Origin of the sequence: Paraburkholderia sp. USG1, from assembly GCF_031570135.1 — a bacterium.
Taxonomy (GTDB): Bacteria; Pseudomonadota; Gammaproteobacteria; order Burkholderiales; family Burkholderiaceae; genus Paraburkholderia; species Paraburkholderia dioscoreae.
This window is the reverse complement of sequence record NZ_JAMWXW010000059.1, coordinates 1-14,518: the sequence shown is the minus strand read 5'-3', so window position 1 is coordinate 14,518 and position 14,518 is coordinate 1. Positions and strand designations below refer to the sequence as shown.

Here is a 14,518-nt window from a genome sequence, read left to right as displayed (position 1 = left end):
ACGTCCTGACGCGACTGCCATCCCACCAGGCTAACGATATCGCAGCCTTGCTGCCCCATCGCTGGCAGCCAGCGGATCCTACCCGCTAGTTCAATTCGTTAAGATGGGTTTGCCGGCCGCTTACGACCAACCGGCCGTTCCGATAAGTCTGCAGCGTTGCGGCCGGCATCAATTTGTTGGCAAGTCGCGGAGCAAAGTGCATCAGCAATACTTCAACGTGGATGAGCTAGCCACCTGGCTCGCCCGTCCCGTAAAGAATGTTAAGGCGGATGCACGCCGTCGACATCCGCGCGTGCCGCCAGTGGCCGGTCATCGTCGACAACGACCGATGCAGTGGAGTCGCTCGGATGTGAGAAACTGGTTCGGGATTGAATCGGAAGCCGAATTTCAGCTTAGGATGATTCGCGAAGTCAAAGCCGCTAAGGGCAAAAATAGCAGGCAACCGGCCGCACCGCATCTCTATGACGGCGGCATTCCTCAGCACCGCGAGAAGCGGTCTTGAGTGACGTGTCAGCCCTCGAATGGCGGCCAGCGTTCGCCAAGACCAAACTGGAGACGCCTCCGATGAAGGCAGAGCATATTTTTGCGGACAACCTGTCCGAAGTTATCTGGCTGCGCCTTAAGCGGCTGACCAGCCATCAACTGTGCGAGAAGGTCATTGTTGGCCGCTCGCCGACGATGCCAGAAGGCGCGCTGACCGAAAAGGCCGCGGGCATGGCATGGGCCGTACGGTCAGCGGTCGGCTACTGGGAGACCAAATCGGGTGGCTTAAACGCTCGTGTGCTATCTCGCTACTATGCGTTGCTGCAAGTCTCGATAGCCGAGCAGATTGCTGCCGGTGACGAGACATGCACATTGCCGTCGATACAGCGACATACAGAGCAGGGGCATGGCCTGTTCACGATAGCTGCTGATGCAAACGGATTTCCGGCGAACTACCTCATCGGCTGCATGAAGTCTGGGCACTTCGCTGCCTACAGCAAGACGCGAAAGTTGCCCATCGACGAATTTGCGTTCGACCGCAGGCTTCGTAAGGTGTCGAACGACGCGGAGCAGGCGCAACTGGTTTCGCTCGCTGACCTTCTGCGCCGAGTTCCGGAATTGCAAAGCGTAGCTCAGGAATACTTCGGCACGTACCCACTATCGTTTCACGTAGGGAAGCGGCACGACTCGGAGCTGGAGCACCAGCTCGACCAGATTGGTTCATCAACGATTGGCAGCCTGTACGATGCCAAGACGTTGACACCAGCGCTGAACACAACGTCTTCCATTGCGATATGTCCTGTCGGTTACAAAATTACCGCAGAACAGGCGAATGCGCTTGACCTTCCAATCAAGGATTTTGAAGACAGGAAAGACCCGTTCACTGGGCAAGTGCTTCCAACTGGGAAACTTGAACATCCAGCGCACGAACACTGGCACCAGCATCTCACATTGCATAAGTCCGGCTATTGCGGTTCCAGCGTCGTGGTTCCCTTTTGGGGAACCGACGATGTTTTTACTCTGCACTTCGTGATTCTGTATGCGTTCTCGATAGTGACTCGATATTTGCCTAGTTTATGGCATGAAATCGAGGACGGAAAGCTGGACCACCTTCGCTCGTTGCTGGAGCACTACCTGGTCATCGTGGACAACGTGCTGCCGAAGATTGCGCTTGAGCGAATGACTGGCGACACTGTGTACGCCGTACAATCTGGGTCAATCTTTGGTCCGACCTAGGCTTGGCTCTATCCTTTCCGAAACACATGCTCCGATACGAATCGCGTTGATAGCAACGGCGCTGGCCGTCGCAACGGCAGGCACGGCAAACGCCGCAGGCTGCCTCAAGGGCGCGGTGGTAGGCGGAGTCGCCGGGCATTACGCCGGGCACCACGCTGTCGTTGGTGCAGTCGGTGGCTGCATGGTCGGCAGGCACCTTGCGAAGCAGCACGCGCAACAGCAGGCCGCCCAACGTCAAGCAGCACAGGCGCAATAAAACGTCGTCGGCTTGGCGTACCCGGTGAAACCAGAAGAACGTTGGTCCACCGGGCACTTGACAACTACGTTTAGGTCGTCAACTCGGCGCTCGGCTCGACTGTGGCCATCGGAGCGGGCACGGCCACGCTCTTGCGCGGTGCTCTTTTCGCCAGCGCCTTCTTGACCGGAACCTTTGAGTTCACGGCCTTCTTGGCAGCAGTTTTCTTCGCCGTCGGGGCCTTCTTCGCAACAGCCTTCGTGACCGGCTGTTTCGCATCGCCCACCGACGCAGCGCCGCCAATCAAAAACTTGGACCGGTCTTTGGCTCCAACAAGCCACGCCGGAGCGCGGCCACGCCCGCTCCAAGTTGCGCCGCTCTTTGGGTCACTGTAAAGCGCCGGTTGAGCGCCCTACCCTCGAATCGCGGCATTGCTTTACCCCGCTGAGCAAGTTCGACTGGTGCGCTCAGGGTCGCCTATTGACGACCCTGGTCGTACCTAACGTGTAAAGCTGCCCCGCTCGCTCAAATATTGATATCGCACCGGACTGCAGCGCCGACCGTCAGCTTCGGTCATACCGTTTCATCACGTTTGAATCTCATGTCGACCGAGTCGCTCGCGTGGTGCCATAACCTAAGTAGCGGAAGCAGAGGCTATTTCGCCGACACCGCCGTCGAAATCCTCGGTTCCAGTCGTGAACAGAGAAACAACCCCGCAAGGCTTAATGCGGCGACAACTGGAGCGCCCGCATAAACCGCCGTTGAGAGACCATGGGCGGTCGCCAACACTCCAAGTGACAATGCGACCGCTCCTTGAAACAGGTACGCAATCAGGTAGATGGCCGACAAGGTCGCGCCTCGTTGTTCGGCTGACATAGCTTCAACCAGTAGGCCAAGGCCGCCGCGGAATTGCATGCTGTAGGCGATGCCCGTAAACGTCGAAGACGCGAGAAACATGGCAAGTGAGCGTTCATGCGCAGCAACCATGAGCAGAAGCAATCCGGCCACCGAGCTTACCGTCCCCAAGGTGATGTTGCGCTTTACCCGGACGTTCCCCGCCCCAATCGTGGTTGCCCCGTTGCATATTGCAAACAACGAGATGGCCGCACCGTTGATGAACGCATTGCTTGACCCCACAACCTGCTTCGCAATCTGTCCCCCAAGCGAGAGCGTAATTGCGCCCAGCACGTAGGCTGTCGTTACCACCAGCGCCGACGCGAGGAATGTTGGAAGAATGTCTCGCGGTATCCCTACAGCCCCGGGTCGCCAGCTGCGGAATGACTTTCGAGTCGCAGTCCGGGGCAGGCGCCATGCTGCTAATGCAATCGTCATGATTACCACCAGCAGAAACCAGAAATTGAGCCGGGTTGGAAACGGTGCATATTGAACAAGAGCACCTCCAAGCAGCATAGCAGCACCCAGCCCAAGTGCCTGAGACGCTGCGTTGACCGTAGCCGAAAACGACATTCTTTCACTGGGATTGAACGCGACCAGCGATGCCGTCGCCGGACCAGCGGAGAGACCGACGCCAACTCCCATGAACACTCTGCCCACGAAAAGCCATTCCAGGTGGGTAGCTGTAGCGAGGAATAAAGTACCCAGCGCCGATGCAGCGAGACCCAGCAACATCGGAACGCGCGCCCCAACGTAATCCGATACGTTACCGAAGAGAAGCAGCGTAGCTACGACGACCGCTGGGTAAATCGCAAATATCCCTGTGGTCACCGTCGGCGTCAGATTCCATTGCGCCGCATAGAGGGGATAGGTCAGCACCGGTGCAGCGCTGGTCCACAGCGTGTGCATGACGATTGCAGCACAGACCCAGAAGCTTGTTTGTCGATTCAGTGGGCGAGATGAGTTCATTGCTGACCAAAGGTGTACAAAAAATTCTGCACTGCCAGGACACGAGGGCTTATGACTTCGCGCGACTACTTCGTGAAGGTGTAGGTTCTTGAGTCGGTTAATTCGACGACGTCTCCACAGCCACTCCCAACGTAAGCGGCGCCAGAGCCGACTACTTATGAGTAAAACTCAGCAAATCGGCAATTCTGATTTTTGGGTTACAAGGCTACCATCGTGCAGTCGATGCATTGTTGACCAAAACCACAGAGTGTTCTTTGCAGGCTCGACTAATTCGCCCTTTGTCTCAGCCAAGGGAGGCAACACAGACAGGCGCCGCCGCATAACATGCTTTCTCATCCTCGCAGGCGCATACAAGACCAGATACCTGACCCCGATTGGTCTTAGCCCCCTGACCTAGTGAGGGGGCTAAGAACAGAAAGCAGGTAAAAGGCTTCGACTTGCCACCACAGCACAGGAGCTACCCGTCCGTTGCTCATCGACAACTCATTATGTTCAGCAGCCCCGCCGCTACGTCCAACTCAGGCGCACCGGACTTCTTATATCCGTTCAGGCGTTGAGCGCCACCGGTGCGAAGGCTGACGACTAATTCCCGGACGACGCGACAGTCGTGGTACCCCAGCCACCGCCAAGCGCCCGGATGAGATTCACCGTCGCAACGGCTTGCGCACCGGACAGTTGCACCGCGGACCGGCGCGCCTGCAGCGCGGTACGCTGAGCGTCAATCACGTCGAGATAGTTCACGGCTCCTTCATCGAACTGATGCTGGGAAAGCTGCGACGCGCGGCTGGACGCCGCAACAGCCACATCTTGCGTTTTTATCTGGTCGTCCAAGATACGCAGTTCAGACAGGTTGTCCTCAACTTCCCGGAAGGCGACTAGAACCTGCTGGCGGTAGTTCGCTGCGTCTTCGTCGAAAGTTGCACGTGCATTCGCGAGGTTTCCCTTCCGCTTTCCGCCGTCAAACAGCGGCACCGTCAGCGCCGTTCCTGCCAGCGGGCCCAATAGGAATGCTCGGCTCGACCATTTGAACAGGTCACCCAGCGTCGCCGATTCGAAGCCCCCAGTCCCGGTCAGCGTAAGTGACGGGAAGTATGCCGCTTTGGCGACGCCTATTCTCGCGTTGGCCGCCGCCATCGCGCGCTCAGCTGCCGCAATGTCTGGCCGCCGCTCAAGCAGGTCAGACGGTAAGCCGGGCGGAATTTTCACGTCAACAGGCGTCAGCGGGTTCGACGCCATGGTGAATGTTTCCGGGGGCTGGCCCAGCAACACGGCGAGGCTATGCTCCGACGCCGTTCGCAGCCGCTGTACAGTCATCTCGTCCGACTTCGCGTTCGCGAGTTCGGATTTTGCGCGCTCTACATCAAGTTCGCTAATCTGACCTTCATCATAGCGGCGTTGAACAAGCTTCAATGACTGCTCCCGGAGCAGGACTGTCCGATTGAAGACGTCGAGTTCCGCGTCAAGCTCACGCAGGTTGAAATAGTTTTGAGCCACATCCGCCTGCAGCGCCAACTGGACCGACAGAAATAGTGCCTCGCTCTGTTGCGCATCAGCCGTCGCCGCACGCACCGAATCGGAGATGCGACCGAAGAGGTCGACTTCATACGATTCAGTGGCTTGCGCGCGCCACAATGTCTGCGCCGGAACACTTCCTCCGTCGGGCTGGAACTGCGAGGCAGGCGAGACCTTTTCTCGAGTCGGACCAAAGCCTGCGTCCACGGTCGGAAACAGTCCGGCTCTCACAGTCTGCTGAATCGCCCTGGACTCTTTCACGTGCGCGGCCGCTGCTTTCAGACTCTGGTTCGCGTCGAGCGCCCTACGTTCAAAGTCGTTCAGCGTAGCATCGTCGAAAACCGTCCACCACTCGCCACGCGCAATCTCCTCCGACGGCTGCGCAACCTTCCACGTTCCTTCGACCTTATCTCCAGAGTTGTCGCCCTTCACGACCGACGACGTCTCCTTGAAAGCGGCAGGCGCGTCGCCCGACGCCGGACCGTTATATGCAGGTGCCAACGAGCAGCCCGCGACAACGAGAAGCGACGCAACCAATGACGACAATCCAGTCCAACGACTAAAAACATACTTTTTCATAGCATCCTCACGCTTCTACCGATTCGTTGACCCTTTCCTTCACAACCGTTGCCGGCGCCGCTTCGTCTTCCCGTTCGAGATGCATATGCGGGTGGTTGCCATGCTTGTCGACCAGATGCTCATTGCCCGAGAGCTTGCGTAGCAATACATAGAACACGGGTATCAGCATGAGACCGAAGAGCGTCACGCCCAACATGCCGAAGAACACTGCGACACCCATCGCATGGCGCATCTCAGACCCTGCTCCACTCGAGAGCACGAGCGGCACCACGCCCATGATGAACGCCACTGACGTCATCAGAATTGGACGCAAGCGCAGACGACTCGCCTCAATGGCGGCACGGACGATGGAATGCCCCTGCATCTCCAGCTCTCTGGCAAATTCCACAATAAGAATCGCGTTCTTTGCCGACAATCCGACGAGAACCATCAGTCCGATTTGGGTAAAAATGTTGTTGTCACCGCCGGTCAACCACACGCCCACCAGTGCAGACAGCAAGCTCATCGGCACAATCAGAATCACGGCGAGCGGCAATGTGAGACTTTCGTACTGCGCCGCCAACACGAGAAACACGAGCAGAACACTGATTGGGAACACCCACAACGCGGCATTGCCTGCGAGAATCTGCTGGTAGGTCAAGTCGGTCCACTCAAACTTGATTCCGCGCGGCAGGGTCTCCGCTGCAATACGTTCAGCCGCGGCCTGTGCCTGTCCCGACGAGTAGCCAGGTGCGGGTCCTCCGTTTATATCAGCGGCCGTGTAGCCGTTGTAGCGCACGACCGTCTCCGGACCGTACGTCGGCGTCACCTTCACAAGCGACGAAAGAGGCACCATCTCGCCGTTCGCGTTGCGTGTTTTGAGCAGGCCGATATCCTCAGGATGTGCACGGAACTGCGCGTCTGCCTGTACCCGAACCTGAAGCACACGTCCAAACCGGTTGAAGTCGTTCACGTACAGCGAGCCAAGGTAGACCTGCATGGTGTCGTACACATCTGTTACGGAAACACCCAATTGCTTCGCTTTCACCCGGTCGAGGTCTACGTTCACCTGAGGCACGTTAATCTGATAGCTGGAGAACGTCGGTCCCAGTTCAGGCGTCTGTGCAGCTTTCTTGATAAATGCCTGGGTGGCATCGTTCAATGCCTCATACCCCAACGCACCGCGGTCCTCAAGTTGCATCTTGAAGCCGCCCAGCGTCCCAAGCCCGAGCACCGGCGGCGGCGGGAACACGGCGACGAACGAGCCCTTAATACCCGCATATTGCTGATTCAGTTTGGCCGCAATCGCATTCGCAGCCAGCTCCGGATGGCCCTTACGTTCGCTGAACGGTTTGAGTGTGACGAAGAGAATGCCCGCGCTCGAAGAATTCACGAACCCATTGACCGACAGACCTGGAAACTCCACCGCAGATTCGACGCCTGGCTGCTTCCGCGCAATGGCCGTCATTTCCTCGATTACAGCTTCGGTGCGGTCCAGCGATGCGCCGTTCGGTAATTGAGCAAACGAGACGAGATATTCCTTGTCCTGCGCCGGCACGAAACCGCCGGGCACGACCTTGCCCATCAGGACCGCGCCACCCAGCAGCACGGCATATATCGCCATCATCACTGTCTTGTGTCCGATGACGCCCGAAACACCGCGGCCGTACGCTTCCGACCCACGGTGAAAGACCCTGTTGAACGCCCGGAAGAACCCGCCAAACACCAAGTCCATGGCGCGCGTCAACGCGTCTTTCGGCTCGTCGTGACCACGGAGCAGAAGTGCGGCCAAGGCCGGAGACAAAGTCAACGAATTGAATGCCGAGATGACCGTCGAAATTGCGATGGTCATCGCAAACTGCTTGTAGAATTGCCCCGTCAAACCGCTCATGAAGGCCAACGGCACGAACACTGCGACAAGCGTCAGTGCGATTGCGATAATCGGCCCACTCACCTCCCGCATGGCCTGATATGTCGCCTCTCTGGCACTCAATCCTGCACTGATATTTCGCTCAACGTTCTCCACAACCACGATTGCGTCATCAACGACGATACCAATCGCAAGTACCATCCCGAATAGGGACAGCGCATTGATGGAAAATCCGAACGCAAGCAGCAGCGAGAACGTCCCGACGATTGATACCGGTACCGCGAGCAACGGAATGATTGACGCACGCCAGGTTTGCAAAAATACAATCACGACCAGAACGACGAGCGCAATAGCCTCAATCAGCGTATGAATGACGGCCTCGATGCTTGAACGAACGAACTGCGTTGGGTCGTACACAATCTGATAACTCACGCCTGCCGGCATGTCAGCATTCAATTCCTTCATCGTTTTGCGCACTGCATCGGAAATCTGCAGCGAGTTCGCGCCCGGTTGCTGGAAAATCCACAAAGCAACGGCCTGCTTGTTGTCGATGAGCGCGCGAAGACCATATTCCGAAGCGCCCATTTCAACGCGCGCAACGTCGCGCAAGTGAGTGACCGCTCCATCGGGCGCGGTCTTCAGGATGATGTCCTGGAACTGCTCTTCCGTTTGAAGGCGACCTTGCGTGTTGATACTCAGTTGCAGCGGAACGCCGGGCAGACTGGGCGATGAGCCGATAACGCCCGCGGCGACCTGGACGTTCTGCTCCCGGATTGCATTGACCACATCTGTCGCCGTCATGCCGCGCTGTGAGACCTTCAGCGGGTCGAGCCATACTCGCATCGAGTAATCACCCGAGCCCTTCAGTTGCACTTCGCCAATACCGGGCAAGCGCTCGAGCCTGTCCTTGATGTTAATCAGCGCATAGTTGCGCAGATAGGTCATGTCATATCGGTTGTTCGGCGACGTAACGTGGACAACAAGCGTCAATGTCGGTGACGATTTGACGGTCGTTACCCCCAGCCGTTGCACGTCTTCGGGCAACCGTGGGAGCGCCTGATTTACACGGTTCTGCACCAGTTGCGTGTTCTTGTCCGGGTCAGTTCCCAGCTTGAAAGTAACGGTGGTCGTCAGGTTCCCATCCGACGTCGCTTGGGACTGCATGTACAACATGTCCTCGACGCCGTTAATCTGCTCTTCGATTGGCGACGCAACCGTTTCCGCAATTACCTTCGGATTTGCTCCAGGATATTGCGCGTGAACGACCACCGACGGCGGGATGACCTCCGGATACTCCGAAATCGGTAGCTTGAACAACGATATGATGCCGCCAAGCAGAATTAATACAGATAGGACTCCTGCAAATATTGGCCGGTCAATGAAAAACTTCGAGATATTCATGACAGTTTCCTGGTTAGCTTAGTAGGTCAGGAGCCAGACTTTTGCGACGAGGTCGCGTCCATCTTGACGACGTTGGGCTGGACGGCATCACCCGCCTTCACTCGCTGCGTTCCGTTGACGACGATGAGTTCACCCGCTTTGAGGCCCGATTCAACGACACGCAAGTTTTCGTGTTCGACGCCGAGTTTGACTTCTCGATACTGGACCCGGTTTTGCGAATCTACGACGAGCACATATTTCTTGGCCTGGTCGGTGCCTATTGCCGCCTCATCAACCATGACCGCCGGGTGTGGAGCGCCGCCCCCCACTTTCACTCTCGCATATAGACCGGGAAGGAGTACCCCATCCGTGTTGTCAAAGCGCCCGCGTACGCGAATGGTGCCGGAGCTGGTGTTCAGTTGATTGTCGACCGTAACGACGACGCCTTTCCTTGAATACCCAGTTTCATCAGCAAGACCCAGTTCGACGGGAACATTTCCCTTCGTGTCCCGCGCCAGATAGCGCAGGTACGTCTGCTCGTCTACATCGAACGATGCGTAGATGGGATTGACCGAGACTAGCGACGTCAGGACAGGTGCATTGGCGCCAATCGACACCACGTTGCCCACTGTCAGCTCGGCGCGAGATACACGACCATCGACAGGCGCAGTCACGCTCGTGTAACCAAGGTCGATACGGGCGGATTCGAGCGCTGCTTGGGCGCCCTTCACATTGGCGACAGCTTCCCGTGCCGCGTTCTGCGCCTCATCGTAATCGCGCTTGGCAATCGCGTTGTCTGCGAGAAGTCGTTCGGCGCGGGCTGCGTCGGTGGACGTATAGCCCTGCTGCGCCTGTGCAGCCGCCAACTGCGCTTCTGCCTTATCTACCGCGGCGACATAGGGACGTGGGTCGATTGTGAACAGGGGGTCGCCCTTGTGAACGAGAGCCCCGTCCTTGAAATGCACCGCAACGATGGTTCCCGGAACCTGCGGGCGGACGTCGACGTGTTCAATCGCCTCAACGTGCCCAGAATATTCCTGGTAGTCGGTAATCGTCGAAGCGGCGACCTGGGCGACATCGACGACGGTGGCGGCGGGTTGAGCTTTCTCAGTTGCCGCTTCCGCATCCTTGACCAGCACATTGTGACGGGTATGTAGCGTCAGGACACCAGCTGCCCCTACTGCGAGGGCTGCTGCAAGTGCCACGTAAAGGCGCTTTCGGTTGAATGCCATGTTTATCTCCAGCTTCCAGTTCAAAGTTGATAGTTCAAAATTCGCGTTCGGGAACCTGCTTCGCGAGCCGTCTTTGGAAAAACACCGCGAGGTCAGCAAGTGCTTCGGGATGGGTAGAAACCGCCGTGTGCGACGTGTTGACGTATCGTGTAACCTCCGTCGGCACGCCAGCAGCGATAAGTTCGCTTGCGTAGCGCTCCGCTTCGACGTGCAACTGGTCGTTCTGGACGCTGGCTATGAGAGCAGGTGGCAACCCTTGCAGGCGCCGAGATTCGAGCGGCGCAGCGTATGGATGAAGTCGCTGCATCGTCGTCGGCAGGTACGCTCGATAGCAGCTTGCGCAAGCCGTGATGTCGAGACTTTCTGATGCGTTACGACTCTCAGCGAGGCGGGTCATACTCGGGTCGAGCAACGGCGCGAGCAGCGCTTGCGCACTTACTTTGACCTCGCCGCGGTCTCGTGCTATCGCAGCGACGCACGTCGCGAGATTGCCACCAGCGTCGTGCCCTGCAATACCAATCCGCCGTGAGTCCGCATGGTGGTCACGCGCGTGATTTGCGGCCCACACAAGTGCGCGATACGCGTCCTCAGGCGCGTTTGGAAACGGGAACTCAGGGGCCAACGAATAGCCCACAGAGACGACCCAAGCCGGAGTGCTGCTTGCAATTGTCGCGGCCGCGATGTCAGCATCGTCGAGCGAGCCGCCCGTAAAGGAGCCGCCGTGAAGATAGACGATTACGGGTGCGGCCTTCACCGGCGCTGACCGGCGATATGTCCGTACTGTAATCGGCCGGGTATGGCCTAGAATCTGGATGTCTTCAACCAGGAGGCCGGACTGTGTCTGCTTTGCCATGTTTCGGATAAACGCTTTCGCGCTCTCGTCGAATTACCATGGATGCATTTTTGTCGCTGGAAGGGAATAAATAAATCAGAACACCGCCGAAACACAATTTAGACGCACCCAACAATAGGCCCATTTTTGAGCACAAATCGTCAACTCAGGTCCTAACGACCGCGTTCAACCGTGCCCTGCGCGAATCGTCTCAGGCACTTCTCTGATTCAGCTCGTAGGACAACAACACGCGTACGCGCGAACACAAGGTCTCCTCCGCTCCCGCTCGCGTCGAAGGCGACCCGTGGAATTTTGTAGTGCAAGACTCTACCGTAACGGCGAGCGCCTGCCCGACTATGCGAAGGCATCCCTCACGCCTTCGACATGGATTAGCTTCGGTGACGTCCTTCGATACACGTTCGTGTAGGGGTGCCTACCGCTCGAGCAGCGCCTTCAAGGTAATTCCACGTGTCCTGAAGCTCAAAATCACCGCGAGGCTCAGCAGGGCAAGGAAGCCACCCGACTGCATTGCCGCCGCGATTCCCACGTGGTCGACGACCGAGCCGCCCCCTAACGACCCGAGCGCAATCGCGACCTGAACTGTACTCACGAAGAGCGACGAACCCGCCTCGGGATGGTGCGGCGAAGTCAGTTGCATCCATACACTCAGGCACAACGGAATAGCACCATACGCGACGCCCCACACCATCACCGCCGCAATAACCCCTACCCGGGAGCCTTGGAGGAGCGGCAATGCATACATTGCGAGCATGATGAGACCGCCCAAGCCAAATAGCGACGCTTTGAGGTGACGGGTTACGACTGCCGAAACGGCGAAGTTTGCCACGAAGCCAACAAGACCAAAGCCCAGCAGCACAGCGGTAATCCATGAGGTGGGCAACGACGCGTTGCGCTCAAGAAATGGCGCGATGTACGTGTAGGCAGCGAAATGCGCACCAAACTGCAGCCCCACAAGCAACAGGCTCCGACGGACATTGGAGCGCGAAAGCATCGCACTGAAGTCGCTCACTTTCATCGCCGCCTTCGGTGGAATTGTCGGCAGCAGCAATGCCTGTGCGCAAAGAGCCACTGCGGCAAGGATAGCTGTGGCGAAAAACGAAATACGCCAAGTCGTCAGCTCGGCGATTAGCGTACCTAGTGGTACACCAATCACCGTTGCCAAGGTAATACCCATGAAAATGGTCGCACTTGCACGCGCGGCGTGCTCCTCGCGAACGAGTTGTCCCGAGGCGCCGAGCGCGACCGTCCAGAATCCTCCGAGGCTCATGCCCAGGAATGCGCGCCCTACCAGCATCAGTGCAAAACTAGGTGCCGTCGCAGCGATAAGGTTTGAAGCAAGCAGCAACGCCGCCAGAGCAAGGAGAATCAGGCGCCGGTTGATACGTCCCGCCGCCAACAAGAGCGCGGGCGCGGATATCGCCGCAATAATGCCGGGCGTGGTCACCATCAGACCGGCTGTCCCGGGCGTTACATGCAAATCCGCCGCGATTTGCGGCAGCAACCCCACCGGCAGATATTCGGTGGCAACAAAGGCAAATGACCCAAGCGCAACCGAGAATACGGCTAACCACGATGACCGTTCGGTCTTGGACGAGTAGATTTGACCGGGTGTGGGGCTGTCCACAGTTTGTGTGGATGGGGAAACAAGTTCACTGGTATCCATGAGATTTTTTGCTTCAGAGTTTCAAGGCATCGGCGAGTCGCGCTCGGAGTGAACGAATTTTGGGCATTCGTAAAAGGCGGACTTTGCGCCGGCTGTCGCTGGCCCCGTCGGCCCGCGCGGTACCTCAACGCGAAAGCATCTTCACCCGGTCGAGCCGGTCAACAGGCATCAGATGACGCAACAACGCCCGTGCAGATTCGAGCGTTTCCCTTGATGCAAGCTCGGGACGCCCCGTGCCGTACGGCGGCTGCGGCGCGTACTCAAAAAGGAGCTCAAACAGCTTTCCCTTTTCTTCTCCCATCAGGTGCCCGAGTACTGCGAGGCCAAGGTCGATGCCTGCTGTCATGCCGCCGCCAGTCAGCCGATTCCGGTCGATTACGACGCGGTCCTCGACAGGTGTTGCGCCGAACCTTGCAAGCTCGTCACGGACAAACCAGTACGAAGCCGCCCGATAACCATCGAGCAGGCCTGCAGCGCCGAGCAGAAGCGAGCCGCTGCATACGCTGCTAATCCACTGGGCCTTTTCACCGCGGGTTGCCAGGAAACGAAGGGTTTCCTCATCCTCAAGCAGGTCGAACAACGCTGTCGTATTGCCCGGCACGAACAGCAAGTCCGGCTCGGACCAGCTGTTGTCGAAATCGTGAGAGGCCGTTACTGCGATTCCACAGTCGGACATCACGCTGCCGCGCTCCTTCCAGACCACCTGCACTTCGTAGTCTGGAAGCATGGAGAAGGCCTGCATCGGCCCAGCGAGGTCGACAAACGTGAAGCCTGGAAAGGCGAATGCAAGAACTTTCATTGATGTCCCCTTCGGAGAAGAGCTGAACTATGTGGGCGCCTGCGTAGCCTGAACAGCAAGCGAACCACAGGAGCTCTCAGCCTAAGGCTCGCCAGCCAGCTTTGGCAGTAGGTGAACGGCAACTGACTTTTCAGAATCCGCAAACTATCCGGGGGTGCGAACGGATGCTTACCCAATGTTTTAGACGTGCAAACGCGTCCGTGCCCGCCGTGCGAGGGTTCGGAAATCCCATTCCTGTGCCTGCCGGGAAGTGCTTCCTGAAGGTGAGCATTGGTGTTGCGAGCAGTCACGAAGCAGGAAAGTCACGCTCCAGAATCTGGAGCACGGTGTCGAACACGCCGGACTTCCTCCATGCAAGCCACTTGTTGTAGCAGGTCTGCTGCGGTGGAAAGGTAGCCGGAAGATGATGCCATTTCTCGTTGTTATCGAGGACCCATAGAATTCCCTCAAGCACTCGCCTTGCCGAGGTCTGCGGCCGACCCTTGCGGGCCGTACGTGCTTCCAGCAACGTCCTGACTCGTGACCATTGCTCGTCGCTCAAGCTCACTTGCCATCCCCTTTTTTCTTGTCAGCGGCATGCTGGCTAACGATGCATTTTTAAAGCAAGTGCATAAGAGACCACGCTCGACCGCCCGAAACACAAGAAGCGGCATAACATCATCAGCGCGCGTTATCCAGTTGAATGAGGCTAAATTCAGTTCGGTCCTTCGTAAGCAACCGGTGAAGGCACCTTGCGCGACGCGAGCGGAATCTATGGAGCGGCTACGTCAGGTTTCCATCGATGAGGCAGCAACTCGTCGATGTCAGTGGCGAGTTGTGTTGGCAGGCGCGTGA

Annotated in this window: 12 protein-coding genes and 1 pseudogene; 3 read left to right on the top strand and 10 right to left on the bottom strand. The window is 57.7% G+C overall.

Translation table 11 applies throughout. The annotated features are described in order from the left end of the window. Window positions 1–196: 196 nt before the first annotated feature. The 3 genes from NE850_RS38975 to NE850_RS38965 are packed head-to-tail and all read left to right on the top strand — an operon-like array spanning window position 197 to window position 1,975. On the top strand, window positions 197–502 hold the full coding sequence (locus NE850_RS38975; protein WP_310700381.1) for a hypothetical protein: 306 nt from the start codon (window positions 197–199) through the stop codon (window positions 500–502). 5 nt (window positions 503–507) lie between these two features. Beyond that, a complete protein-coding gene (locus NE850_RS38970) occupies window positions 508–1,719 on the top strand; it encodes a YaaC family protein (RefSeq protein ID WP_405044931.1) in 1,212 nt (403 codons plus the stop codon). Window positions 1,720–1,729: 10 nt separating this feature from the next. Next, window positions 1,730–1,975 (top strand): hypothetical protein, encoded by a 246-nt coding sequence (locus NE850_RS38965; RefSeq protein ID WP_405044930.1) that lies wholly within the window; start codon window positions 1,730–1,732, stop codon window positions 1,973–1,975. Window positions 1,976–2,045: 70 nt separating this feature from the next. On the opposite strand, the gene NE850_RS38960 is transcribed toward NE850_RS38965, so the two are convergent. From NE850_RS38960 to NE850_RS38915, 10 genes and pseudogenes are all read right to left on the bottom strand, one after another. Further along, a complete protein-coding gene (locus NE850_RS38960) occupies window positions 2,046–2,240 on the bottom strand; it encodes a hypothetical protein (protein ID WP_310700379.1) in 195 nt (64 codons plus the stop codon). A gap of 27 nt (window positions 2,241–2,267) precedes the next feature. Beyond that, window positions 2,268–2,336: pseudogene (locus NE850_RS38955) on the bottom strand (H-NS family nucleoid-associated regulatory protein); the annotation flags it as partial. A 272-nt stretch (window positions 2,337–2,608) separates the two neighbouring features. Continuing rightward, on the bottom strand, window positions 2,609–3,817 hold the full coding sequence (locus NE850_RS38950) for an MFS transporter (RefSeq protein ID WP_310700378.1): 1,209 nt from the start codon (window positions 3,815–3,817) through the stop codon (window positions 2,609–2,611). A gap of 582 nt (window positions 3,818–4,399) precedes the next feature. Next, a complete protein-coding gene (locus NE850_RS38945) occupies window positions 4,400–5,908 on the bottom strand; it encodes an efflux transporter outer membrane subunit (RefSeq protein ID WP_310700377.1) in 1,509 nt (502 codons plus the stop codon). 7 nt (window positions 5,909–5,915) lie between these two features. Further along, window positions 5,916–9,158: an efflux RND transporter permease subunit gene (locus NE850_RS38940; protein WP_310700376.1), complete on the bottom strand. Its 3,243-nt coding sequence runs from the start codon at window positions 9,156–9,158 to the stop codon at window positions 5,916–5,918. Between the two features lie 26 nt (window positions 9,159–9,184). Then, on the bottom strand, window positions 9,185–10,369 hold the full coding sequence (locus NE850_RS38935; RefSeq protein WP_310700375.1) for an efflux RND transporter periplasmic adaptor subunit: 1,185 nt from the start codon (window positions 10,367–10,369) through the stop codon (window positions 9,185–9,187). A gap of 34 nt (window positions 10,370–10,403) precedes the next feature. Then, window positions 10,404–11,222: an alpha/beta hydrolase gene (locus NE850_RS38930; RefSeq protein WP_310700374.1), complete on the bottom strand. Its 819-nt coding sequence runs from the start codon at window positions 11,220–11,222 to the stop codon at window positions 10,404–10,406. A gap of 412 nt (window positions 11,223–11,634) precedes the next feature. Then, window positions 11,635–12,885: an MFS transporter gene (locus tag NE850_RS38925; protein ID WP_310700373.1), complete on the bottom strand. Its 1,251-nt coding sequence runs from the start codon at window positions 12,883–12,885 to the stop codon at window positions 11,635–11,637. A gap of 124 nt (window positions 12,886–13,009) precedes the next feature. Further along, window positions 13,010–13,684: a DJ-1/PfpI family protein gene (locus NE850_RS38920; RefSeq protein ID WP_310700372.1), complete on the bottom strand. Its 675-nt coding sequence runs from the start codon at window positions 13,682–13,684 to the stop codon at window positions 13,010–13,012. Between the two features lie 286 nt (window positions 13,685–13,970). After that, a complete protein-coding gene (locus NE850_RS38915; protein WP_310700371.1) occupies window positions 13,971–14,225 on the bottom strand; it encodes a transposase in 255 nt (84 codons plus the stop codon). Window positions 14,226–14,518: the final 293 nt, after the last annotated feature.